The sequence below is a fragment of the Peptoniphilus sp. genome (genome assembly GCF_022767005.1).
Taxonomy (GTDB): domain Bacteria; phylum Bacillota; class Clostridia; order Tissierellales; family Peptoniphilaceae; genus Peptoniphilus_A.
On the sequence record NZ_JALEOV010000025.1, the window covers coordinates 15,402 to 39,221 of the forward strand.

Below are 23,820 nucleotides of genomic sequence, written 5' to 3' on the forward strand. Positions count from 1 at the left end.
GAGATAGTGAGTAGTGATAGTATGTTTATTGCAAAAGTAGTAGGTAATGTTGTAGCAACTAGAAAAAATGATACACTAGTTGGCTACAAACTTATGATTATTCAACCTATTAATGCAAATGGAGAAGAATATAAGGATCAATCTGTTGCCGCAGATTATGTAGGAGCAGGAATTGGTGAGCTTGTATTAGTTGGTGGAGGATCTTCAGTTCGTGTTGAAAATGAAAGGAAGTCTTCAGTAATAGATTTGGCAATAATAGGTATAATAGATGAATTAATTGTGTGAGGTAAGATATGAATAAAAGATCGGTTTTTGATACTGTTTGTGAGGCTATAGACGCCTCAAAATCAGCTCACAAATTATATATAAAGCTTGGCATTTCAGATAGAGAAGAAATAATAAGAGAATTAAGAAAAGAACTTTTAAATCATGTAGATGAACTTGCACAAATTGGCTATGAAGAAACTTGCATGGGATGTGTTGAGGATAAAGTAGTAAAAATAAAACTCGCAATAGAAAAAACTCCAGGTACAGAAGATTTACTTTCTGAAGTTTTGACAAAGGATAAAGTTATGACACTTTATGAGTACTCAGCATTTGGAATAGCTTGTGCAGTGATGCCAAGTACAAATCCGGTTGCAACAGTTATAAATAATGTTATAGGTTTACTTGCGGCAGGAAATTCTGTTATATTATGTCCTCATCCGAGAGCAATAAAAGTAACTAAATATTTAACAGATATAATTGCAACTACAATATTAAAAGTATGCGGCATAGATAATCTAGTCTCTACACTTTCTGAAGTCAGTATGAAAAATATTTCTGAGATAATGCATCATCCAGATGTGAATCTACTAGTAGTAACAGGTGGAAGTGATATTGCAAGGCAGGCAAATAAATGCGACAAGAAAGTAATATCAGCAGGATCAGGAAATCCAACTTTTATTGTAGATGAAACAGCGGATATTGAAAAAGCTGCAAATTGCATTGTAAGAGGTGCAAGTTTTGATAACAATATTTTATGTGTAACAGAAAAAAATATAGTAATTGTAAGTTCTATTTATGAAAAGTTTAAAAAAGCTCTTGAGAAAGAGAATGTATTTTATATTGATACTTTTGATGATATGTTAAAACTTTCAAAAGTTTTATTGACAGAAGATATGAAGCCAAATAAATTTTTAGGTGGAAAAAGTGTTAGTGAAATTTTAGATTTTGCAGGAATAGAATTCCATGGAGATTATAGATTAATTGCTGTAGATGTTCCGAAGATTCATCCATTTGCAATAGAAGAACTTTTAATGCCTGTAATTGCAATAGTTAAAGCTTGCAACTTTGAAGACGCACTTGAAATTTCTTTATGCCTGGAACAAGGACTTCGTCATACAGCTGGAATACATTCAAATAGTATAGAGAGATTGAATATAGCTGCAAAGACAATGCAAACTTCAATATTTGTAAAAAATGGTTGCTCTCTTGATGGAATAGGATTTTCTGACGACAATCCTGTGAGCTTCACAATAGCAAATAGATCTGGTGAAGGTTCAACAAGTGCAAGAAATTTTGCACGTAGGAGAAGATGTGCTTTAATAGACGCTTTTTCAATAAGGTGATTAAATGAAAAAATTAAAAAATGGAACAGAAATTGTATTTGGGGCGAAAGCCTTAAGTGTATTACAAAAATTTGAAAATAAGAAAGTTTTAATAATGACCGATTCTTTTATTTCAAATAGCGTTTTAATGAATACTCTTTTAAGAAATATAAAATCATCTAACAAAGTTATTATATATGACAAAGTAAATCCAGATCCAACACTTGATCTTGTTGGTGAAGCACTTACTATATTTATAAAAGAAAATGTTGACATTTTAATAGGCTTCGGAGGCGGATCTTCAATAGATTCTTCAAAGGGAGTAATTTACTTTGGAAATGAAGTACTTAAAAAGGATATTTATTTTGTTGCAGTACCGACAACAAGTGGCACAGGGTCTGAAGTTACTAGCGTTGCAGTTATAAAAGACAATGATACACATATAAAACATCTTTTACAAAGTGATAATATGCTTCCAAATTTAGCAATTTTAGATTCAGCATTGTTAAAAGAATTGCCGAGAAAAATAATTGCTAACACAGGTATTGATGTATTGACACATGCACTTGAAGCATATGTAGGGAAAAATAGAAGCTCTTTTTCAGACGCTTTATCTGAAAAAGCAGGAGAATTAGTTGTTAAATACTTATATAGAAGCTTTTTAAAAAACAGAGATGTTGAAGCAAAAGAAGAAATGCATTTAGCTTCTATGATGGCAGGAATGTCATTTGAAGAGGCAGGTCTTGGAATAAATCATGCAATAGCACATCAAATAGGAGCATTATTTTATCTACCTCATGGACTTTGTAATGGTTTAATACTTAATGAAGTAATAGACTACAATGCAAAAGATAAAAAAATAAAATCTAGATATGCAAACTTCGCAAGAAAAATTGGTATTTCCAATGCAAAAACTGATGACGAATCCCTAAACAGTCTAAAACAATTTATAAATACATTGCAAAGGATAATGAATATGCCAAAGAATTTAAGCGAATGTAATGTAGAAAGAGAAAAAGTGTTAAGAGAAATGGAGACACTTACAACAAATGCACTGAAGGATAATTGTATGAAGACTGCTCCTAAGAGTATTACAAAAGGAGAAATAAAAGAAATAATTGAAAAAATATATTAGCTTATATAAACTTATTCTTAGTACAATTGGATACGGAGGGGTTTAAGTGCACATTAATAAGATGAATATACCTAATATAAAAATTAATGAAAAATATACAAATGGAAAAAATGCTGAAGATCTTTATTCTATATTTGGCAAGGAGTATTTAGAGCAAATACAAAGAGTTATTTCTGATGTTACTGGACTTGCCTTTGTGACCATTGACTATAAAGGTCAACCTTTAACGGAAATGACAAATTTTTCTAAGAGATGCAAGTATATTAGACAGACGCCAATGCACAAGAAAATATGTGAGCTTTCAGATGCATCTGGTGCTATAAGAGCCGCAGTTTCCAAGAAAACATCTATATATTTTTGCCCATTTAAATTATTAGAAGTAGCTATACCAATAATTATAAATGATAAGTATCTTGGAGCTTTTATAGGTGGACAAGCAATTTGCTCTGATCCTCCGGAAAAAATTCTTCGTATGCAAGATCAACTTTTATTAGAAGAAATTGATTTTAGTAAGCTGGATTTTTTTGATGAAGATGCAGATGCTAAAAAATATACTTACAGAGAATTTGAGTCGACAGTAAAATTAGTAGAACTTATAATTTCTGAATTAGTAAAGAGAGAGGCAATTTCAAGTTACCACGAAAAGGAAAATAAAAGTAAAATCAAAGCTTTAGAAGAAAAGCTAGCTCAAGTAGAAGAAAAGAATTTAGAATTAAAAAAGAAAATTTCGTCTATTAACAATACGGTTAATTTATTATTTTTAAACAATATGATGGAGTCAATTTCAAATCTTGCATTGATAGAAGAAGCTGAAATTACTAGTAAATACAGTGAACATTTTAGGAAATTCGTTATGAATTTTATAGATGTAGAATCAAATTCAGCAAATTTTATTTACAAGACATTAATTGAGTATTTTAAAATGAAGGAAATTCAATATAGAGACAGATTAAAATATGAAATTAGTATTGAAGATGACGTAAGAGAAACAAAAATGCCTTTTAAAGCTTTGATTACTTATGTAATTATAATGTCTTATCTAGGGCTTAATTTTAACGAAGATGATTATGAAATAAAAGTGCATCTAAAGAAAGATAGTGAATATTTTATAGCAATTATAGAAGATAATGGATTAGGAATTTCCGAAGATTCATTTGAAAGATTTAAAAGCACTCATATTGTCAGTACTGAGATAGAAGATATCAATAAATATCTTAGACAGATGGAAGAAGATAGTTTAAATATTTTTAGTGGAGATCTACAAATAAAGATAGAAGAAAATAGTAAAAATACAAAAATATTCATGAAGTATCGTTTAAATAGTTAGGATGATTGAATGTATAGTGTTTTATTAGTAAGCAATCAGATCTTAATAAGAACTGCTTTGAAAAAGACAATTGAGAGAAATAAAAATTTTTATATCAAAGATGAAGTTAATACTCCAAAGGAGGCGATTGATTTAATAAATAAGGAAAACATAAATATAGTGTTTTCTGAATTTATGATGCCTTCTATGAATGGCAAAGATTTTATAGATGTTGTTAAAAAAGAGAATAAAGATATAAAGGTTTTTTTGGTGACATTTCCATCTGATTTGTTCTCAAGAGAATATAAAAATATAGATTTAAACCAAGTAATACTTAGACCTATAACATATGAAAAAGTTGAAGAGAAGTTAAAACTATATGAAAAAGATTATAAAAATTTTAACGAAATTAATCTCGTATTAGAGATGCAAAAAGAAGTTAATATGAATGATTTCTTTGCTGTATACGAATATTTGACAAAATATATTGATAAATATGATTTTAAAAATAAAGAAGTAGAGAATAAAGTTCAAATAAAAAGTAGTTTAAAAAGCATTGCAAATAGAATTATAAATTTAAACAATATTACAGATGAAGCAAAAAAAATAGAAAAAGAAATACCAATCACAAATGCAATTGTTTCAGATTCGAGGCTATGTAAAAACTGGATGTTTAAAATTTTAGAATATTATTTTAAGAGAAAAAGTACTATAAATTATCCAATACTTGAAAATGTTCTACTTTATATTGACGAAAATATTGACAAAAATATATCTCTAAGCGATGTGGTAAAAGAATGTAATATATCACAGGGTTACTTAAGTAGACTTTTCAAATCTGAGTACAATATGACAGTTGTTAATTTTATACACTTTAAGAAGATAAATTTGGCAAAGGAATATATAGTTTTGGAAAATCAAAGCATATCAGATGTAGCTTTTAATTTAGGTTATAACGAATATGGATATTTTAGTAAGGTATTTAAAAAATATGAACAGGAAACAGTTGAACAGTTTAGAAAAGCTAGGTGAAATAAATGAATAAATTTATCGTTACATCCGAGTCTGTAACTGAAGGACATCCTGACAAAGTTTGCGACTTAGTGTCAGATTCAATTTTAGATGAATATTTAAGAGGAGACTTTAACTCAAGAGTCGCTGTTGAAAGTATGATATCTAACAATCTTTTAGTTTTAGCAGGTGAAGTTACATCAAAAGCAAAAGTTAATGTTGAAAAAGTTGCAATAAACACTATTAGAGAAATAGGGTATTCTACAGATGAATCAGGTTTTGATGTAGATAAAGCTATAGTACTTACAAACATTGATGAGCAATCAAAGGACATTGCTAGGGGAGTTAATCGTGAAAAGATTTGTGCAGGAGATCAAGGGTTAGTATATGGATACGCGACAAATGAAAGTAAATCATATCTTCCACTATCTAGTGAACTTTCACACAGACTTAGCAAGAGACTTTCTGAAGTTAGAAAAAAGAATATAATTGCTGGATTATACCCAGATGGGAAATCGCAAGTTAGCTTAGTTTATGAAAATAATATGCCTTCTTATGTAAAATCTGTAGTTTTAGCAGCTCATCACAGAGAAAGTAAAGACATTACAGCGCTTAGATATGAATTGATAAAGGAAGTAATTTTAAAAGAAGTTGACAGTTCGCTCCTTAGAAAAGACACAGTAATTCATATAAATGCCACAGGAAGATTTACAATTGGTGGTCCTAAAGCAGACGTTGGACTTACAGGTAGAAAAATTATAGTTGATACATATGGTGGAGTTGGACGTCATGGTGGAGGAGCTTACTCTGGTAAGGATCCATCAAAAGCAGATAGATCCGCATCATATATGGCAAGATATGTTGCTAAAAACATTGTTGCAGCAGGACTTTGTGATAGATGTGAAGTTCAACTTGCTTATGTAATTGGTAAAGAAAATCCAGAAAGTGTTTATATAAATACTTTTGGAACAGAAAAAATAAGCTTGGATAAAATTTATAAAATAGCAAATGAAGTCTTTGATTTAAGTATTGATGCAATAATAAGGAATTTGAAATTACAAAGGCCAATATATAAAAATACAGCCGCTTATGGACATTTTGGAAGAGATGAAAGCGATTTTACATGGGAGAAAACAGATAAAAAAAATGAAATAAAAAATTTAATAAAGTAGGTGTAATATGGATATTTTAACAATATTTGTAGGTTTTGCTGGAGGATTTTTCGGTGCAGCTTATGGTTCAATACCGGCATTTATAATAACGGGTGTATTTGCTTTAGTAGGCTCAGCTTTGACAATTGCAGGAGTAATAGACTACACGGTAGGTTCAGTTGCCTTTGGACCATTCTTTGGACCTCATGTATCTTTTGCAGCAGGGGCAGCAGCAGCGACATATGCCGCAAATTATGCTAAAAAATTAGACAGTTCACAAAATGTTTTAGCATCTTTATTTGGATTAGGAGATATAAAAACATTATTAGTAGGTGGTCTTTATGGAGTAGTTGGAATAATTTCATTTACATTAGTTGAAAAGCAAAAGTATTTTGTAACAGATAGTCCTGGATTTAGCGTATGCGTTGTACTATTTCTAAACAGACTTATACTTGGCAAAACTTCTCTTATTGGATCGTTAAAGAATGGAGAAAAAAGAGAAATTTTATCAAAAGATGAAGCTATAATGAATGGTATCGTTGGTTTTTTATTTGGACTAGGAATAGCAATTATAGGGAAAGTTTTAATAGATGCAGGAGTTGGGAAAGAAGCCATGGGTGCATATCCTGTATTTGTTTTTGGGTTCTCAGCAATATCACTTATATTCCTACAGATGGGATTTTCTATTCCAATTACACACCATATAACTTATCCGGCTGCTACAACTTTTGTGCTGACAGGAAATGTATATTTTGCAGCTTTAACAGGATTAATTAATGGAATACTCTGGGTTATTGCAGGTAAAATCTTTAACTCACATTGTGATACATACATTGACCCACCAGCCGTTGTTATTGCATTAAGTGTTTTTGTAATAAATTTAATATTCTAATATAAGGAAAAGGAAGTAATATGTTGGACAATAATGAACTTGTAAAAAAAATAACAAAAGAAGTTAGTAGGAGAATTGATAATATAAATAAGCATAAAATTGTTGTAGGAGTATCCAATAGACATGTACATCTATCACAAGAAGATCTGGAAAGTTTGTTTGGGAAAGGATACAAGCTCACTGAGAAATCAACATTGAAACAACCAGGACAATTTGCTTCAGAAGAATGTGTTATAGTTCGTGGACCAAAGGGTGAATTTAAAAACGTAAGGATTCTTGGCCCTGTGAGAAAAAAATCGCAAGTTGAAATATCTTTGTCCGATTCCTTTAAACTAGGAGTAAAAGCTCCGATAAAAGAATCTGGAAAACTTGAAGGTACACCAGGTATAGAGTTAATAGGACCATGTGGAAGTGTTAAATTAGAAGTTGGAACTATAATAGCTTTAAGACATATACATATGAGACCGGAAGATGCAGATTTTATGCATGTAAGAGATGGCGAATTTGTAGATGTGGAATTCTTTGGAGAAAGGAAAGCTATAATGGGCAATGTACTAGTTAGAGTTAGCGATAAATACCAATTAGAAATGCATCTTGACACAGATGAAGCAAATGCAGTTGGTATAAAAACTAATGACTATGCAGTAATAAGAAAATTTGTAAGGTGAGAAATTGATTAGTAATAAAGAAGTTTTACAGCTTTCAGAACTTATAAAAGAAGAAAAATTTATAGATTTTAAAAACAAAGAATTAAAAGTAGGGGTTGATCTTGGTACTGCAAACATTGTACTTGTAGTTGTCGATGAGAAAAACAAACCTATAACTGGAATTATTAAACCAGCTAAAGTTGTAAAAGATGGAGTTGTAGTTGACTATATAGGTTCAATAAGTATAGTTCGTGAGTTAAAAGAAAAGCTTGAAGAAAGACTGGGAAGTAAGCTTATATATGCATCATGTGCAATTCCACCGGGAATAGATCCTAGAAGCACTAAAGCAATAGCAAATGTAGTTGAATCTAGTGATTTTATTGTAACAAATATAATTGATGAACCTACAGCCGCTGCAGAAACTTTAAAAATAAGTGATGGAGCAATAGTTGATTTAGGAGGTGGTACTACCGGTATAAGCCTTTTAAAAGGTGGAAAAGTAATAGGATCGTGGGATGAAGCCACAGGTGGGCATCACATGAATTTAACTATAGCGGGATATTATAATATTGATTTGGATAAAGCTGAAGATGTGAAGATTAATTCCAATAGCAAAGATATATTTGCCATAGTAAAACCGGTTTTGGAAAAAATGGCAACTATAGTAAAAAATTATCTAGAAGGAAAAGAAGTGGATTCACTTTATCTAGTAGGTGGTTCATCTAACTTTGATGGAATTGAAGAATTATTTGAAAAAATAACTGGAATAAAAACTTATAGAAGTAAAGAAGCGTTATTAGTGACGCCACTTGGAATAGCAAAGAGTTGTTTAGGAGGAAAAAATGGAAAATAGTATGATAGAAGATATTGTAAGACAAGTAATTGAAGACTTAAAAAAAGACGAGGAAATTAGTTTCGAAAGTCAAACAAAAAATAGTATGAATAATTATGGAGTTTTTGACAATATGGATGAAGCCATAGATGCAGCAGATAGAGCTCAAAAACAACTCTATGAACTATCATTAGATGAACGAGATAGATTTGCAAATGTAATAAGAAAAACTATATTAAAAGAAGATAATTTAAATTTAATGTCTGTAATGGCGGTTGAAGAAACAAAAATTGGTAGAGTAAGTGATAAGAAAATAAAAAATAGAGTTGCCGCACAAAAAACACCTGGTAAAGAAGATTTAAAAACAAACGCACTTACTGGCGCAAATGGATTAATGATTGAAGAATATTGTCCATTTGGCGTAATAGGTTCAATTACACCAACAACGAATCCTACAGAAACAATAATATCTAACTCAATATCTATGATAGTTGGAGGAAATGCAGTGGTATTTTCACCGCATCCTCGTGCAAAGAAAACTTCAATATTATTAATTCAAATGTTAAACAAAGCATTAGTTGAAAATGGAGCACCAGAAAACTTAATTACAATGGTTAAAGAACCATCAATAGAAGCAACAAATGAAATGATGAAAAATCCAAAGGTAAGACTTCTCGTAGCAACAGGAGGACCGGGAATTGTAAAAACAGTTTTATCATCAGGTAAAAAAGCGATTGGTGCAGGAGCAGGTAACCCACCAGTAGTTGTAGATGAAACAGCTGATATTAAAAAAGCGGCAAAAGATATAGTTGATGGATCAAGTTTTGATAACAATGTTCCATGTATAGCAGAAAAAGAAGTATTTGTAGTAGAAACAAAAGCAGATGACTTAATATATTACATGAGACAAAATGGAGCATACTTACTTGATAACGAAACAGATATAAAAAATCTTGATGAATTAGTAAGCCAAGAAAATGGAAAACCTAAGACAGAATTCGTAGGAAAAGATGCAAAGTATATACTAGAAAAAATTGGTATAGAAGTATCAGAGGATATTAGACTAATAATATTTAAAACTAACAAATATCATCATCTAGTACAAGAAGAAATGATGATGCCAATACTTCCAGTAGTGCCAGTTCCAAATGTAGATGAAGCAATAGAATGTGCTCACGAAGCAGAACATGGAAATAGACATACAGCAATTATGCATTCTAAGAATGTAGATAAACTTTCAAAAATGGCAAAACTACTAGAATGCACAATTTTTGTTAAAAATGCACCATCGTATTCAGGAATAGGTGTTGGAGGAGAAGGCTCTACAACTTTCACAATTGCTGGACCTACAGGTGAAGGGATAACAAGTGCAAAGAGTTTTTGCAGAATAAGAAGATGTGTAATTAAAGATTCATTTAACATTAGATAAAAATTAAATAAAAATATATATTTATTTAACACTCCAAAATCATCCTTGAGATTTAGGAGTGTTTTCATGTATAAAAGAGGCTCTATAATCTTTAAAACATGTTATAGAGCCTAAATAAAATATTTAAAACACTTGCAAAGTTATAAACTCTATGTTATAGTAAATGACAATTAAATAATGATCGATGTTTAGAGAGGTCGCGATTTTTAAGAGTAGGTTAACGAAAGGAAAAATCGCCGAAGGAGAAATCCTGGGGATGCAGAGAATATCTGTATAACTGTCACATTAGAAATGCCCATTTCTTTTGTAGTGCGCTCTATTCATTGAGGGCAAAAGAGAATTTTAACTATGAGTCTTTTGCTCATAGTTTTTTTGTTTTAAGGAGAGTTTTATGAAATTATTTGGAAATTTAAATGTGGTAGATAATGAAATATATTTGGGAAAGTATTCCATGAACTATTTGAAAGAAAAATATGGAACGCCACTTTATATTGTGGATGAAGATTTTTTTAGGGAAACTATTAGAAAATTTAAAAATAATTTTAAATCTAATAAATTCAATACAAATATTTTATATGCCTCCAAGGCTCTTTTAAATAAGTATATTGCCAATGTTGTTTGTGAAGAGGGTATTTCCATTGATGCTGTAAGTGGCGGTGAAATTTATACGATTTTAAATTCAAAAATGAGTGCAGATAAAATATATTTTCACGGAAATAATAAGTTGAAAAAAGAACTTGAATTTGCAGTTGACTCTGGTGTTGGAAAAATTGTAATAGATAATGTAAGCGAGATAAATAAGCTTGAAGCTATTTTAAAGGATAAGAAAAAGACGCAAAAGGTATTAATTAGACTTAATCCTGGAATTGATGCTCATACTCATGAATATATTGCAACTTCAAAAAATGATTCTAAATTTGGTCTTTCGATTTTTTCAGATGATATATTTGATGTTATTAAGAGAGTAGCTAATTCAAAATATTTTGAACTTCTTGGTTTTCATGCACATATTGGCTCACAAGTTTTTAGAGAGGAATCTTTCTTTTCTGAAGCAGATGAGATGATAAATTTTATAAAAAAAGTTAGTGATAAGGGCATTAGAATCGAAGAACTTAACTTAGGCGGAGGTTTTGGAATTTATTATACGTCTGAAGATTCTCCCTTTGAAATTGAAGGATTTTTAAAGAGGTATATTAAAAAAATCGAAGAGTTTTTAGAAAAAAATAATTTAAAAATAAAAACTATTACCATAGAACCAGGCAGAAGTTTAATATCAAATGCTGGGCACACACTTTATACTGCGGAAATTATTAAAAAAACCTATGGTGGCAAGAATTTTATATTTATAGATGGTTCAATGAATGACAATATAAGGCCTGCGCTATATGGTGCAAAGTATGAGGCTTCTATTGCAAATAAATTTAATGATAATTTAGAAGAAGTATATACTATTGCAGGTAAATGTTGTGAAAGTGGAGATATTATTATAAGGGATATAATGCTTCCAAAGGTAGAGGAGGGAGACCTCATCTTAGTTTCATCTACTGGAGCGTATAATTATTCAATGTCTAGTAATTATAATAGGGTTGAAAGACCTGCCATGATTTTTGTATCAGATGAGGTAAAGGTTGCAGTTAGAAGAGAAACATATGAAGATTTAATGAGAAATGATTTGTAATAGGTGAATTATGAAAAATGTTGTTATGAAATTTGGAGGGAGTTCCGTTGCAAATGCAGAAAAGATTATGAGTGTTGCAAGGAACTTGGTCAAGAGAAAGAGAGATTTAAACAATGTAGTCTGTGTAGTTTCTGCAATGGGAGATACCACGGATATTTTAATAAAAAAAGCTCAAGAGATAAATAAAAAACCTCAAAAGAGAGAGATGGACGTTTTGATGGCTACGGGAGAACTTGTATCCTCATCACTTCTTGCAATGGCAGTTGAATCTTTAGGAGAGAAGGCAATATCTTTAAGTGGAGCACAAGCAGGATTTAAAACTTATGGGAGATATGGATTTAGCAAGATTTTAGATGTAGATACAAAATATGTTGAAGAAAAACTTAGAGATAATTACATTGTAATTGTGGCAGGGTTTCAAGGGATTAATGAAGTAGGAGATACTACAACGCTTGGACGTGGAGGTTCAGATACATCAGCTGTTGCCCTTGCAGCTAAGCTTGGATGTGATTGTGAAATTTACACAGATGTTGAAGGAATATATACAGTAGATCCTAGATTTTATAAAAATGCAAAAAAACTTTATCGCATAAGTTATGAAGAGACTATGGAAATGGCACATCTTGGTGCAAAAGTAATTGATCCAAGAGCTGTGGAGCTAGCACAAAAATATGGAGTAAAGCTTTATATTGCACTAAATACTTGCAATGTCTTGGGAACTGTAATTGATAAGGAGGAAAATGTGGAGAAAAGTATTATAAGAGGAGTTTCATCAATAGATAATATTTTGCTTGTAAATAAAAAATTAGAAAATCAAAGTATTGCAGATTTATTTTCAGAACTTGCAAAAAAGGAAGTTAACATTGATGTTATAAATCAAAGTATTATTGGAGATGAAGTTTATGTTTCCTTTACATCAGTAATAGAGGAGAAGGATACAATTAATTCAATTGGAGATGGATTTAATTTTATAGAAAATGTATCAAAAGTTTCAGTGATTGGAAATGCAATGAGAACTGAACCCGGAGTTGCTGCAAGGATATTTGATGTACTTAATGCAAATAATATTAAATTTTATCAAGTTTCCACATCGGAAATTTCCGTATCAATAATTGTAGATACAGTTATTAAAGAAAAAGTTATGAAATTATTTATTAGAGAATTTGATTTATAAGGAGAGATATTATGACTTTATTTACTGGTAGCGGTGTTGCAATAGTAACACCATTTAAAGAAAATTTTGACGTAGATTATGCTAAACTGCAACAACTATTGGATTTTCATTTACAAAATGAAACAGATGCAATAATAATAGTAGGAACAACTGGAGAAGCGTCTACGATGACAAATGAAGAACAAGCAGAAACTGTAAAATTCACAGCGGATTATATTAATGGCAGAATCCCAGTTATTGCTGGTGCAGGATCAAATGATACAAGACATGGTATGTTGCTTTCAAAAATGTGCGAAGATGCTGGAGCAGATGGACTTTTGCAAGTAACTCCATATTATAATAAGACTTCACAGAGAGGATTAATAGAACACTTTAAAAAAATTGCAGAAAGTGTAAAAATTCCAATGCTTTTATACAATGTGCCAGGAAGGACGGGAATGGGCATTGATCCAAAGACACTTCTTGAGCTTTCAAAAATAGATAATATAATTGGAATGAAAGATGCAACTGGCGATTTATCCTATGCTGCAAAGGTAAGAAGTCTTGTAGGTTATGATTTTGACATATATTCAGGAAATGACGATGTTACAATTCCACTTATGAGCCTTGGGGCAAAGGGAGTTATTTCTGTTATAGCAAATATATTTCCAAAAAAAATTCATGATATGACTAAATTGTATTTAGATGGAGAGATAGAAAAAGCAGCTAAAATTCAAACGGATTTAAAAGAATTAAACGATGCACTTTTTGTAGAACCAAATCCAATTCCTGTAAAAGCAGCTATGAATTTACTGGGATATGAGGTAGGAGGGCTTAGACTTCCACTGTTTGAGGCAAGTGAAGATACAAAATATAATTTAAAGAGAATACTAGGTGTGAAATGAAAATATTTATAGTTGGAATAACAGGAGCAATGGGCAGGACTTTCTTTAATTTAGATGGAGATTTTGAAATAGCAGGTGGATTTGCAGAAAAAGAGGATAGAGAGAAAAATATTTATAATAACTTTGAGGATGTAGATGTAGATTTTGATGTAATTATAGATTTTTCAAATAAGAGTATAGTAGATAAGACTATAAAATTTTCAGTAGAGAGGAAAAAGCCACTTGTAGAAGCAACAACAGGTCTTAGCGAAAAGACTATGAATAATTTAAAAAAAGCATCAGAAGAAATTCCAGTAATTTATTCAAGAAATTATTCATTGGGCATAAATGTAATGGAGAAAATTGTAAGTGAGCTTACAAAAATGTTAGATGGTTTTGACATAGAAATAATAGAAGCTCATCACAATAAAAAGAAAGACGCTCCAAGTGGTACGGCATTAATGCTCTTGGATGCAGTTAAAAAAGAAAGAGATGTTTCTGAAATTTATGATAGGACAAAGATCCACGAAATGCGCGATAAAAATGAAGTGGGCATTTCAAGCATAAGAGCAGGCACAATAAATGGAGATCATACAGTTATCTTTGCAGGAGATAGCGAGATACTTGAGATTAAACACAGTGCAGGGTCAAAAAATATTTTTGCCAATGGAGCAATAAAAGCAGCTAAGTTTTTACTTGGAAAGGAAAAAGGTCTTTATAATTTTAAAGATATATTAGAGTAGACACTCTATAAGAAATTAATCAATAAAAAGAGAAAAGAGGAAAAAGATGAAAATTGGAATAGTAGGATATGGAAATTTAGGAAAGTCCCTTAGAGGTCTTATAGAAAGAGACGAAAATCTAAAATTAGTAAAAATATTTACAAGAAGAGATAGCAAGTCCTTTAATGATGACAAAATGGAAAGCATAAAAAATCTATTAGAATACAAAGACAAAATTGACTTGTTACTTTTGAGTCTAGGTTCAGCAACAGACATACCAGAGATGGCACCAGAAATTATAAAAGATTTTAACACAGTAGATGCTTATGATAACCATGCACATATTCCACAATATTTTGAAAAAATGAATGATATTGCAATAAAAAATGGAAAGGTAGCTTTTGTATCAACAGGTTGGGATCCAGGTTTATTTTCTTTAAATCGTCTAATAGCAGAGTCAATTTTAACAAAGGGTCATACAAATACTTTTTGGGGAAAGGGAGTAAGCCAAGGGCATAGTGATGCAGTTAGAAGAATTAAAGGCGTTAAGAGAGCGGTTCAATATACAATTCCAAAAGAAGAGATAATAGAAAATATTAAAGAAAACTCAAAAGATTATAAGAGTTTTGAAACACACAATAGACTTTGCTATGTAGTATGTGAGAAAAAAGATGAAGCTAGAATTAGAGAAGAGATAGTAAATATGGAAGATTACTTCAAACCTTATGAAACAGAAGTAAAATTTATTTCAGAAGAAGAGTTTGAAAGAGATCATACAAATATGCCACATGGAGGTCATGTAATAAGAGTTGGAGAAACGTTAGAAAATAATCGTGAATTGTATAAATTTACATTAGAGTTGGACTCTAACCCAGACTTTACAGCAGCGGTAATGATAGCAGCATCGAGAGCGGTTTTAAAATATGTAGAAAATAAAAACTATGGAGCTCACACAGTGCTAGATACTCCACCAGCCTATTACAACGAGCTATCTCATGAAGAATTAATAAAAAATTATCTGTAATAAGAATTTATAGGCTGTTGTAGGTGAATAATTTAAAAGTTGTGTGAAAGCAAAAATTGCGACAATAGTATGTGTATAAAAAGTCCTCCTAATAAGAGAATAATTAGGAGGACTTTAATGTCCTAAGAAAAAAGATATGTCAAATTTTGAATACTTTACAATATCAAATCTCATTCTACTTTGAAAATCAATAAGTATACAAATTATTCTAAACTAAAAGTAAATATTATATGTTTTTAAAATAGCAGACTATTAGCTTCGAAAAAATTTTTTAAGCTATTGATTACATAAAAGAATTACAGGTTTCTTTAAACTAATTACTAAATATACTTTTACAAGTATTTAACTCTTTTAAATTTACTGGTTTCATGGTATCTATACAAAATATTTAGTGTAGAAATAATAAAGTCTAATATTTTAGTAATTGTATTAACAGAAACATTATGTTTTCATGTTATTATTCTCTTCAAAATTTGTGATGTGAAAAATTAATAGTAGTTGTTTAATCTTTGAAGAATACTAAGCTATATTCATTATTATTTTTTATGAAAATTATTGCAAAAGTCCCTTCGAAGTGAAGTACGAAAGGGTTACATATATTTTAACGAAGAAAATTCTTAGTAAAACCTAATTTTCAAGATAAAAACGGACATAGAAATAAAACTAATGATAACTCCTCTTTTTTAGTTTACATATCTTTTTGAATTAATTCGCCAGATGCAATGTCGTACTTGTAGGAAATATCTGTGCCATCTTTTTCAACTTCAATTTCAACTACATATTTACCGTCGTCATATTCAACTGAATACTCTTTTGCAGCATAGCCTTTGCCTGCTTCTGCTACTGATTTTTCTATTAATCCGTCTACTGATGACAATAGATTTTTTTGAAGGTCAGACACATTGTCCTGTTTCTTTTCTGTTTCAAATTCGTCTTTAATAACTTCCTTGGTTTCTGCATTAATTGTAATTTCGTATTCTTTTTCCGCATCATATCCATCAATTTCATAAAATAAAGCCGTGCCTTCAGTTTTTAATTTTAGAGATTCAATTTTTGCGTCAACGTGTAATTTTTTAAATTCGTCAAAGGCTTCTTCCTTTGTCATTTTTGCATCTGAGAGAGATTTCATTATGCTATTGTTTGAAGCTACTTTGGAGTTGTCCTTATCAACAGCTCCAGTTTTTTCATTTTTTTCTACTTTATTAGTAATTACAGCTGAATTATTTTTTGTATCTTCAGTAGTTTTATTTTTTCTGCTAGAACAAGCTGATAGTGTAAGTGCTAAAGTAAGTCCTAAAGTTATCGCTAAAAATTTCTTTTTCATATTATTATCCTCCTGTTGTTAATATCATTAGTTTACCCAATAACTTAATTAATAAACTTTTTGTAAATTATTATAATTATTTTAGCTTTAAAGTGCATTTTATGTGATATAATTAAAAAAAGATTTATAGCCGCAGAGGAAAACATTTTAATGAATAGGGGAGTGGACTTTTTGGATCTTCGAAGCAATAAAAAATCTCTTAGTAATTTAGTTTATAGAGATTTAAAAGAAAAAATTTTAAAAAACATATTACTTCCGGGAGATAAGTTAATAGAAATGGAAATCGCTTCTAATCTTGGAGTCAGTAGAACTCCAGTTAGAGAAGCCTTAAAAAAATTAGAAGAAGATGGGCTTGTAACAAGTTTTCCAAGGAAGTCTTTTATTGTTTCCAAGATTTCTGTAAAAGAGGCAAAAAATCTTTATATCGTTAGGAAGTCATTGGAACCTCTTGCAGTGGAACTTTTAGCGAGAAAAGGTCTTAATGAAAAAACTGAGTATTTTCAAAAGGTTAATGAAGATCTTAGAATTGCAATTGACAATAAAGATGAAGAGTTGGCTCAAAATTTAATTATCGAATGGAATATGGCACTTGTCAGTTCTCTCAACAATGAAATTTTAGTTGAAGTCATGAATATGATTAACAAGAGACTTTATAGATTTGGAAATTTTATATTTAAAGAAAAGAAAAATTACAGAAAGCATTATAATAATTTGCAAAAGATATATAATTTAATTGAGGAAAAGAAACCTGCTGAAGCAAAAAAAGCCAGCGAAAAAACTATTGAAAATTTATATTGTATGTTTGAAGAACAAGCAGATTATAAAATGTTTAGAATTTAAAAAAATGCTTGACAATAGAATTTTTTTTATTTATAATTATTTCTGTTGCATCGACAATGTAAAAATTTCATAATGAAATTGTAATTTGCACCTTTAGCTCAGTTGGTAGAGCAACTGACTCTTAATCAGTGGGCCTACGGTTCGAGTCCGTAAAGGTGCACCACTTATAAGTCTGTAAATTTAATGTTTACAGACTTTTTTTAAAGAAATTTGTATTATTTTTGTTTTTCATCATGTATAGTATTATAATAAAAGTGTTGGTGATTTAATGAAAAAAGATTTGATTGGCTTTTATGATAGCGGAGTCGGCGGACTTTCTGTTTTAAAAGTTGCTTTAAATAAAATAAAAAATAAAAATTTTGCTTTCTTTGGAGATACCATGAGAATGCCTTATGGCGCAAGAAAAGACGAGGAAATAAGAGAATACACAATTGAAGTTATGGGTTTCTTTGAAGACTTAGGTGTTGATCTTTCTATAATCGCTTGCAATACTGCAACGAGTCATGGACTTAAAGATGCAAATTCTATTTACAATTATCCAATTATTGGTGTAGTTGAACCAGGAAGCATGAATGCAATTGAAAGGACTAAGAACAAAAAGGTTGCTTTAGTTGCGACAAAGTCTTGTGTACAAAGTGGAATTTATGATAAAGTTTTAAAAAATATGGATCCATCTCTTGAACTAAAGTCAGTCTATTGCCCAGAGCTTACACTTGCCATTGAAAGAGGAGAGCTTGAAGACGACCATATAGATGCAATTGTAGAAAAATATTTAGACGAGTTTGGAGATTATGATTTCGACACCATGATCCTTGCTTGCACTCATTATCCAATTGTTGAAGATTCTTTTAAGAGAATTTTTAAAAGACAAGGCAAAAAAGTTTTAATGGTAGACCCAGCTTATAAAACTGTTTCAGATGCCATTAATATTTTAAATATAGGTAATGAAGAAATTCCAGATAGAACTATTGACTTCTATATTACTGGCGACATAGACAAGTTTCGTTTCACAATGGATAAGATAGTAGACTTGAGTGATTTCAATGTAAAATTTCACCACGTTAAAATTGAAGACTTAGAAAAGTATAAAAGATAAGGCTCCCTATTATTAGGAAGCCTTATTTTTGTTCAAATCATAAATTATTTTTAATCCGACAATTCCAAGTGTTTGATCTTCTTCAAAGAGATAAGTTTCATTTTTTAAAAGACTGGCAAAGGAACCTGTGATTAAAAATTTTGTATTTTCTTTATTTAAGGAATAGGCATTTACAATTTCATCGACTATTCCAAGCACAGCCTTTTTATATCCAAAATAAATTCCTCTTTGTATGGCTTTTTCTGTATTTTTGCCAATTACGTCTTCAGGTTTTTTTATTTCCACATGGGGAAGTTTTGCACTGCCCTTAACTAATGAATCTTGAAGAAGATTTATTCCTGGAAGGATTAATCCACCTAGAAATTCTTTTTTTGAATTGATATAGTCAATTGTAGTAACAGATGAGGCGGAAATAATTATAATATTTTCCTTGTACCTATTAGTAGCAGCCACTGCCTTTATAATTCTGTCTGTGCCAACTTCTCTTGGACTCTCACATTTTATATTTAAACCAGTTTTTACTCCAGCAGAAATAACTATTGGACTTTTGCCAAGGAGGTCTATGGAAATATTTTCGTAGTTTGAATTAAGTTCAGGAACTACTGTTGAAAGAATAATATCCTTTATGTCAGATAATTCAATTTTTTTATCCATCAATATAAGTTTAATAGTTAGTTTAATTTCTTCAGCAGACCTATTTTTGTCAGTCATTATTGAAAATTTCGTGACAAGTTTATTTTCGTCGAATATACCAAAGTCAGTGTTTTTATTATCTATATCAATTGTAAGTAACATATTAACCCCTTCTTGATTTTAAAGCTTTTATAACTGCCGTAGTGATTATAACAGATAGAATTGCTTCAGGTATTCCTGATGTTACAGATACTCCAAGTATTGCTGATTTTGCACTTTCCATTGGAATGTTAAGTGCTTCTACATATCTTTTTGCGTAGATTAAATAAATTCCGCCTAGAACTAAAATTGTATTAGTCATGGAACCAACAAAGGCTCCTATGGCAATAGGGAAGTCCCTTTCGCTTGACTTAAAGGAATAGATTAAAAATCCTAGACATAATACAAGCAGTATTATTACAAAAGTAATGTTAAGAGTTGATCCACCAGTTTTTATATTCTTATAAAGTAGATATGCTAAGAATAGTGAAACAAATCCCCACAAAATTTTTGTAAGAGTCCTTAAATTTTTGTCTTCAAGTTTTTTCATTGCAATGTAACTATAATAAGAAGTTATTCCAATTAAAACTCTAGGTACAACTGAGATGAGTGGATTGTAGAAGACAAAGGCAACGGGACTGGCGTTTCTTAAAATTGCATTTAAGAGTGAAGAAACTCCAAAAATAAGGCCAACAAGTGCACCAACAACAGGTCCCTCTGCGATAGCTGCAATAATTACAGGTATGTGCATAGTTGTTGCATTAATAACTCCAAGTGGAATTAGCCCAAGTGGCGTCATACTAAGTACAACAGTTATTGCACCAAGCATAGCAGCTATTACTAGCTTTCTGTTACGTTCAATACTTTTATTCATTTTTACCTCCAGATAGGGTTCAAAAAGATACCCTTCACGCATCATTTGATGCTGTTATAACTTACAAGCCCGCCTGCATCTTTTGCAGAATAAATTGCATTTGCAATAGACCTTGAAATAGTCTTTGCAGCAAGTATGCCAACTAAATTTATATCTGTTTCGATTTCGCCATTAGAAAGTGTAAAGATAGTATCTCCATCGTTCATTGTGTGCACTGGATTAATGCTCCTTGCATAACCGTCATGAGCCATTTGTGAGATCTTGTTACAATTTGCTTTAGTGAGTTTTGCATTTGTTGCAATGACAGATATTGTTGTGTTGGCTGGGCTAAATAGATTATAGTCTTTAAATTTGTTTTCGTAAAGAGTATTAGTTTCTAAAAATTTTTTATTTTTCTTGTCGTAAACTCCGCCAATTCTTTTTCCCGCTTCATAGTCAAAAATATCCCCCAAGGCATTTAGTGCGACAATAGAGGAGACAACAAGTTTGTCAACTTTTACAGAGGATTGACCAATGCCAGATTTCATTGCGAAATCATTGCCCAAGATTTTTCCAACGCTTGCGCCACAACCTGCGCCAAAATTTCCCATTGTTTTATCTTTATCCCTTGCATTTTTTGCTGCAGAATAACCCATATTAAAATCAGGGCGAACTTTTGCATCACCTATTGCGAGATCAAATAAAACTGCGCCGGGAACTATGGGTACAACACCAACACCCACATCAAAGCCACAATTTTTTTCTTCTAAAAATTTCATAATACCGCCGCCAACATCAAGGCCATAAGCAGAGCCACCAGTTAAAAAAACTGCGTGAACTTGTTGTACTAAATTTTCTGCACGCAAAAGGTCAGTTTCACGAGTGCCTGGTCCAGCACCACGGACATCAACTCCTGCAGTAAAACCATCTTCACACAAGACCACGCTTGTGCCAGTAAGAGCATGAGCATCTTCTGCGTGACCAAGTTTTATTCCCTTGACATCAGTTAAAAATCCCTCGTACATATTTTTTCCTCCTAAAAATCAATTTAGCAAAAAACCCCATCTAAGATGAGGTTTTTTAACTATTTGTTTTTTCTCTTTTCATTTACAGACTTTACTTTATCTTTAAATGTATAATTTTTGTCACGTCTGTCGTCAATTTTAATAACAGAGTAAACTCTATTTGCTCCATTTTCAAAAACTGACTCTTGCATTTTTCTTATAACATCATATAAAACTGATAAATCACTATGAGATATAACTGTTCCCATTGGGTTAAGTTCATAAGTAAGCCCTTCAATTTCACCAATTGAATCAAGAGCATTTGCAATGTACTTACTAATAGATGTGGTATTTGTTCCTATGGGTACAAGTGTTAATTCTGCTACTGCCATTTTTTCCTCCTAATCTTTTATTCTAGGCAAATTCCAATTTCTCTTTACAGCTAAAAGTCTAAAAATTAAAACTGTGAAAAAGCAAATTATCATTGAAAGTTGATAACCTAAAAAGTGTCTTGCTATTATGAAAACTGTGGCACCTAATATGCAGGCGCCTGCGTAAATTTGTTCGCGAAAGATAAAGGGAATAGTTCCTGCTAATACATCACGAATCATTCCTCCACCAACGCCAGTTATTGATCCTACAAAAATCAAAAGAAATTTTTGATTGTGACCAAGGGAAATTGCCGTCGCCATTCCAGTAATGGTAAAGGAGGCAAGACCTATGGTATCTGTAATCATCATAAACTTATTCATTATTTTAATCCAGTTGGAATGTTCAAATCCAGATTTTTGTAAATAAAAAATAAAAACTAAAATTGAAAATACAGTGGATATAATAGCGTTAGTCGAGTTTTGAAACATCTTTGGTGGCGTTATTCCAAGGACAAGGTCGCGAATAAATCCACCTCCTAGCGCCGTAACAAGTCCCAAAACGATTACACCAAGAATGTCCATTTTCTTTTTGCATCCAAGTATGGCGCCAGAAATTGCAAAGGCAATTGTGCCAATAATGTCGAAAAATATATTAAATTCTAAATAATTTCCATTCATAAAAATATTATATCAAAGTTTATTTTTATAGGACATAAATTTCAATAAATTAAAAAAATTTTTTAATCTTTGTTATAATAATACTATTGGAGGAATTATGAGCGTATTAATAAAAAATATTTCCTATTTAGATATAGAAAAGGAAAAAATAATAGACAATGCAGATATTTTCATTGAAGAAAATAAAATAAAAAAAATCGGCGAAAATCTAAATTTAGATGCAGATGAAATAATTAATGGCGAAGATAAACTTTTGACACCGGGATTTGTCAATGCACACACTCATCTTGGCATGAGCTATTTTAGAAATTATGCCGACGATTTGGCTCTAATGGATTGGCTTGAAAATGAAATTTGGCCCATTGAAGCAAAATTAAATAGAGAAGACATTTATTGGTCGTCAATACTTTCTATTATAGAAAATATAAAATCAGGCGTTACAACTTTTTGCGATATGTATTACGAAATGGATAGAGTTGGCGATGCAGCAATTGAATCGGGAATTCGTGGAGTTCTAACTCGTGGAATGACAGATGTCGATGGAAAGGGCGAAGAAAAGTTAGAGGAATTTGACGCTCTTTACAAGAATTATCAAAACAAATGTGGCGGTAGAATAAAAGTTGTTCCTGCACCTCACGCAATTTACACCTGTTCCACAGAATTTTTGAAAGAAATTGCAAAAAGAGCAAAGGAAAATTATGACAGTTTAATTCACATTCACTTATCAGAGACACTAACTGAAGTTGAAAACTCAAAAAAAGAATATGGAATGACGCCAATTGAATATGTAAACACTTTGGGACTTTTGGACAGTCAAATAATTGCAGCACACTGTGTACACATAACTGATGAAGAAATAGAGCTTGTAAAAAATAAAAAATTTTACCCAGTATACAATCCATCATCAAATTTAAAACTTGCAAGTGGATTTACGCCAGTGGATAAAATGCTAAGAAACAATATAAAATTGGCAATGGGAACTGACGGCGATTCATCAAATAACAATCAAGACTTTGTAGAAGAAATGCATATTGGTGGGATTGTAAATAAAGCTGTTACAATGAATGAAAAAGCTGTTCCGGCAATTGAAATTTTAAAAATGGCGACTGTAAATGGTGCAGAAGCTCTTGGATTTGAAAAACTTGGACTAATAAAGGAAGATTACATTGCCGATTTAACAATTTTTGATTTGAATTCAAATTCCTTTACACCTAAGAACAATTTGATTTCAGCACTTGTCTACTCAGCAAACTCAGCTGATGTTGAATCTGTAATTTGTGACGGAAAGTTTATTATGAAGGACAGAAAACTTGTAAATGTAGATGAAAAAAAAGTTAGAGAAATTGTAAATAAGAGATGGAAAGATATAAAAACAAGAGGAGAAAATTAAAATGGATGATAAAAAAATAGTTTACAGTGGGATTCAACCTTCTGGTTCTCTAACAATTGGAAATTATATTGGAGCTTTAAAAAATTTTATTGGACTTCAAGATGAATACAATTGTCTATACTGTATAGTTGATATGCAC

At 31.0% G+C, this 23,820-nt stretch carries 24 protein-coding genes, 1 tRNA gene, 1 pseudogene and 1 riboswitch; of the genes and pseudogenes, 20 read left to right on the forward strand and 6 right to left on the reverse strand.

Annotated elements, in window-relative coordinates; genetic code table 11:
• Positions 1-21 precede the first annotated feature (21 nt).
• The 15 genes from MR285_RS01905 to MR285_RS01975 all read left to right on the forward strand — a co-directional run bounded on the left by MR285_RS01905 (position 22) and on the right by MR285_RS01975 (position 15,453).
• A complete protein-coding gene (locus MR285_RS01905; protein ID WP_075660164.1) occupies positions 22-285 on the forward strand; it encodes a EutN/CcmL family microcompartment protein in 264 nt (87 codons plus the stop codon).
• Between the two features lie 8 nt (positions 286-293).
• The gene (locus tag MR285_RS01910; RefSeq protein WP_075660165.1) at positions 294-1,610 is read left to right on the forward strand and encodes an aldehyde dehydrogenase; all 1,317 of its coding nucleotides are present in this window, start codon (positions 294-296) and stop codon (positions 1,608-1,610) included.
• Between the two features lie 4 nt (positions 1,611-1,614).
• Complete coding sequence (locus tag MR285_RS01915) at positions 1,615-2,724, forward strand: iron-containing alcohol dehydrogenase (RefSeq protein WP_075660166.1); 1,110 nt, start codon at positions 1,615-1,617, stop codon at positions 2,722-2,724.
• Positions 2,725-2,770: 46 nt separating this feature from the next.
• Positions 2,771-4,051 carry a PocR ligand-binding domain-containing protein gene (locus MR285_RS01920; protein WP_293557483.1) on the forward strand — a complete coding sequence of 427 codons (1,281 nt, stop codon included), beginning with the start codon at positions 2,771-2,773 and terminating at the stop codon, positions 4,049-4,051.
• A gap of 9 nt (positions 4,052-4,060) precedes the next feature.
• The gene (locus MR285_RS01925) at positions 4,061-5,062 is read left to right on the forward strand and encodes an AraC family transcriptional regulator (protein ID WP_293557484.1); all 1,002 of its coding nucleotides are present in this window, start codon (positions 4,061-4,063) and stop codon (positions 5,060-5,062) included.
• A gap of 5 nt (positions 5,063-5,067) precedes the next feature.
• Positions 5,068-6,213 carry a methionine adenosyltransferase gene (metK, locus tag MR285_RS01930; RefSeq protein ID WP_293557485.1) on the forward strand — a complete coding sequence of 382 codons (1,146 nt, stop codon included), beginning with the start codon at positions 5,068-5,070 and terminating at the stop codon, positions 6,211-6,213.
• Positions 6,214-6,220: 7 nt separating this feature from the next.
• Entirely contained in the window at positions 6,221-7,084 is an 864-nt protein-coding gene (locus tag MR285_RS01935; RefSeq protein WP_075660169.1) for a hypothetical protein, read from the forward strand.
• Between the two features lie 20 nt (positions 7,085-7,104).
• Complete coding sequence (locus tag MR285_RS01940) at positions 7,105-7,752, forward strand: phosphate propanoyltransferase (RefSeq protein ID WP_293557486.1); 648 nt, start codon at positions 7,105-7,107, stop codon at positions 7,750-7,752.
• Between the two features lie 4 nt (positions 7,753-7,756).
• Entirely contained in the window at positions 7,757-8,584 is an 828-nt protein-coding gene (eutJ, locus tag MR285_RS01945; protein ID WP_293557488.1) for an ethanolamine utilization protein EutJ, read from the forward strand.
• Entirely contained in the window at positions 8,574-9,992 is a 1,419-nt protein-coding gene (locus MR285_RS01950) for an aldehyde dehydrogenase family protein (protein ID WP_075660172.1), read from the forward strand. Before eutJ ends, MR285_RS01950 begins: the two co-directional genes overlap by 11 nt.
• 183 nt (positions 9,993-10,175) lie before the next feature.
• Positions 10,176-10,317, forward strand: a riboswitch (Lysine riboswitch).
• 66 nt (positions 10,318-10,383) lie between these two features.
• Positions 10,384-11,670 (forward strand): diaminopimelate decarboxylase, encoded by a 1,287-nt coding sequence (gene lysA, locus MR285_RS01955; protein ID WP_293557490.1) that lies wholly within the window; start codon positions 10,384-10,386, stop codon positions 11,668-11,670.
• 10 nt (positions 11,671-11,680) lie between these two features.
• On the forward strand, positions 11,681-12,844 hold the full coding sequence (locus MR285_RS01960) for an aspartate kinase (RefSeq protein WP_293557492.1): 1,164 nt from the start codon (positions 11,681-11,683) through the stop codon (positions 12,842-12,844).
• Positions 12,845-12,855: 11 nt separating this feature from the next.
• Complete coding sequence (gene dapA / locus MR285_RS01965) at positions 12,856-13,728, forward strand: 4-hydroxy-tetrahydrodipicolinate synthase (RefSeq protein ID WP_293557494.1); 873 nt, start codon at positions 12,856-12,858, stop codon at positions 13,726-13,728.
• Positions 13,725-14,450: a 4-hydroxy-tetrahydrodipicolinate reductase gene (dapB, locus tag MR285_RS01970; RefSeq protein WP_293557496.1), complete on the forward strand. Its 726-nt coding sequence runs from the start codon at positions 13,725-13,727 to the stop codon at positions 14,448-14,450. The genes dapA and dapB overlap by 4 nt, the downstream gene beginning before the upstream one ends.
• 46 nt (positions 14,451-14,496) lie before the next feature.
• On the forward strand, positions 14,497-15,453 hold the full coding sequence (locus MR285_RS01975; RefSeq protein ID WP_293557498.1) for a diaminopimelate dehydrogenase: 957 nt from the start codon (positions 14,497-14,499) through the stop codon (positions 15,451-15,453).
• A 688-nt stretch (positions 15,454-16,141) separates the two neighbouring features.
• Here the strand turns inward: MR285_RS01975 and MR285_RS01980 are convergent.
• Entirely contained in the window at positions 16,142-16,777 is a 636-nt protein-coding gene (locus MR285_RS01980) for a PepSY domain-containing protein (protein WP_293557500.1), read from the reverse strand.
• Positions 16,778-16,927: 150 nt separating this feature from the next.
• On the opposite strand from MR285_RS01980, the gene MR285_RS01985 reads away from it, so the two are divergent.
• The 3 genes from MR285_RS01985 (at position 16,928) to murI (ending at position 18,713) form a co-directional block, all read left to right on the forward strand.
• Entirely contained in the window at positions 16,928-17,617 is a 690-nt protein-coding gene (locus MR285_RS01985) for a GntR family transcriptional regulator (RefSeq protein ID WP_293557501.1), read from the forward strand.
• Positions 17,618-17,704: 87 nt separating this feature from the next.
• Positions 17,705-17,780 (forward strand) — tRNA-Lys (locus MR285_RS01990).
• A gap of 105 nt (positions 17,781-17,885) precedes the next feature.
• Complete coding sequence (murI, locus tag MR285_RS01995; protein ID WP_293557503.1) at positions 17,886-18,713, forward strand: glutamate racemase; 828 nt, start codon at positions 17,886-17,888, stop codon at positions 18,711-18,713.
• Between the two features lie 12 nt (positions 18,714-18,725).
• Here the strand turns inward: murI and MR285_RS02000 are convergent, their stop codons facing one another.
• The 5 genes from MR285_RS02000 to MR285_RS02020 are packed head-to-tail and all read right to left on the reverse strand — an operon-like array spanning position 18,726 to position 22,291.
• Positions 18,726-19,508, reverse strand: coding sequence for a type III pantothenate kinase (locus tag MR285_RS02000; RefSeq protein ID WP_293557505.1), 783 nt, complete (start codon positions 19,506-19,508; stop codon positions 18,726-18,728).
• Position 19,509: 1 nt separating this feature from the next.
• The gene (locus MR285_RS02005) at positions 19,510-20,259 is read right to left on the reverse strand and encodes an ECF transporter S component (protein WP_293557507.1); all 750 of its coding nucleotides are present in this window, start codon (positions 20,257-20,259) and stop codon (positions 19,510-19,512) included.
• Between the two features lie 41 nt (positions 20,260-20,300).
• Positions 20,301-21,263, reverse strand: coding sequence for a P1 family peptidase (locus MR285_RS02010; protein ID WP_293557509.1), 963 nt, complete (start codon positions 21,261-21,263; stop codon positions 20,301-20,303).
• A gap of 59 nt (positions 21,264-21,322) precedes the next feature.
• Complete coding sequence (locus tag MR285_RS02015; RefSeq protein WP_293557511.1) at positions 21,323-21,634, reverse strand: MTH1187 family thiamine-binding protein; 312 nt, start codon at positions 21,632-21,634, stop codon at positions 21,323-21,325.
• A gap of 9 nt (positions 21,635-21,643) precedes the next feature.
• The gene (locus MR285_RS02020; RefSeq protein ID WP_293557513.1) at positions 21,644-22,291 is read right to left on the reverse strand and encodes a trimeric intracellular cation channel family protein; all 648 of its coding nucleotides are present in this window, start codon (positions 22,289-22,291) and stop codon (positions 21,644-21,646) included.
• A gap of 97 nt (positions 22,292-22,388) precedes the next feature.
• Between MR285_RS02020 and MR285_RS02025 the strand changes: the two genes are divergently transcribed.
• Together MR285_RS02025 and MR285_RS02030 are read left to right on the forward strand one after the other, a co-directional pair.
• Entirely contained in the window at positions 22,389-23,681 is a 1,293-nt protein-coding gene (locus tag MR285_RS02025; protein ID WP_293557515.1) for an amidohydrolase, read from the forward strand.
• A gap of 1 nt (position 23,682) precedes the next feature.
• Positions 23,683-23,820, forward strand: a pseudogene (locus tag MR285_RS02030) (tryptophan--tRNA ligase); the annotation flags it as partial.

Excerpts from the sequence above, each read along its gene's own strand:
- MR285_RS01905 (WP_075660164.1), top strand. The coding sequence starts at position 22 with ATGTTTATTGCAAAAGTAGTAGGTAATGTTGTAGCAACTAGAAAAAAT.
- MR285_RS01910 (WP_075660165.1), top strand. The coding sequence starts at position 294 with ATGAATAAAAGATCGGTTTTTGATACTGTTTGTGAGGCTATAGACGCC.
- MR285_RS01915 (WP_075660166.1), top strand. The coding sequence starts at position 1,615 with ATGAAAAAATTAAAAAATGGAACAGAAATTGTATTTGGGGCGAAAGCC.
- MR285_RS01925 (WP_293557484.1), top strand. The coding sequence starts at position 4,061 with ATGTATAGTGTTTTATTAGTAAGCAATCAGATCTTAATAAGAACTGCT.
- metK (WP_293557485.1), top strand. The coding sequence starts at position 5,068 with ATGAATAAATTTATCGTTACATCCGAGTCTGTAACTGAAGGACATCCT.
- MR285_RS01935 (WP_075660169.1), top strand. The coding sequence starts at position 6,221 with ATGGATATTTTAACAATATTTGTAGGTTTTGCTGGAGGATTTTTCGGT.
- MR285_RS01940 (WP_293557486.1), top strand. The coding sequence starts at position 7,105 with ATGTTGGACAATAATGAACTTGTAAAAAAAATAACAAAAGAAGTTAGT.
- MR285_RS01950 (WP_075660172.1), top strand. The coding sequence starts at position 8,574 with ATGGAAAATAGTATGATAGAAGATATTGTAAGACAAGTAATTGAAGAC.
- lysA (WP_293557490.1), top strand. The coding sequence starts at position 10,384 with ATGAAATTATTTGGAAATTTAAATGTGGTAGATAATGAAATATATTTG.
- MR285_RS01960 (WP_293557492.1), top strand. The coding sequence starts at position 11,681 with ATGAAAAATGTTGTTATGAAATTTGGAGGGAGTTCCGTTGCAAATGCA.
- dapA (WP_293557494.1), top strand. The coding sequence starts at position 12,856 with ATGACTTTATTTACTGGTAGCGGTGTTGCAATAGTAACACCATTTAAA.
- dapB (WP_293557496.1), top strand. The coding sequence starts at position 13,725 with ATGAAAATATTTATAGTTGGAATAACAGGAGCAATGGGCAGGACTTTC.
- MR285_RS01975 (WP_293557498.1), top strand. The coding sequence starts at position 14,497 with ATGAAAATTGGAATAGTAGGATATGGAAATTTAGGAAAGTCCCTTAGA.
- MR285_RS01980 (WP_293557500.1), bottom strand. The coding sequence starts at position 16,777 with ATGAAAAAGAAATTTTTAGCGATAACTTTAGGACTTACTTTAGCACTT.
- MR285_RS01985 (WP_293557501.1), top strand. The coding sequence starts at position 16,928 with ATGAATAGGGGAGTGGACTTTTTGGATCTTCGAAGCAATAAAAAATCT.
- murI (WP_293557503.1), top strand. The coding sequence starts at position 17,886 with ATGAAAAAAGATTTGATTGGCTTTTATGATAGCGGAGTCGGCGGACTT.
- MR285_RS02000 (WP_293557505.1), bottom strand. The coding sequence starts at position 19,508 with ATGTTACTTACAATTGATATAGATAATAAAAACACTGACTTTGGTATA.
- MR285_RS02005 (WP_293557507.1), bottom strand. The coding sequence starts at position 20,259 with ATGAATAAAAGTATTGAACGTAACAGAAAGCTAGTAATAGCTGCTATG.
- MR285_RS02010 (WP_293557509.1), bottom strand. The coding sequence starts at position 21,263 with ATGTACGAGGGATTTTTAACTGATGTCAAGGGAATAAAACTTGGTCAC.
- MR285_RS02015 (WP_293557511.1), bottom strand. The coding sequence starts at position 21,634 with ATGGCAGTAGCAGAATTAACACTTGTACCCATAGGAACAAATACCACA.
- MR285_RS02020 (WP_293557513.1), bottom strand. The coding sequence starts at position 22,291 with ATGAATGGAAATTATTTAGAATTTAATATATTTTTCGACATTATTGGC.
- MR285_RS02025 (WP_293557515.1), top strand. The coding sequence starts at position 22,389 with ATGAGCGTATTAATAAAAAATATTTCCTATTTAGATATAGAAAAGGAA.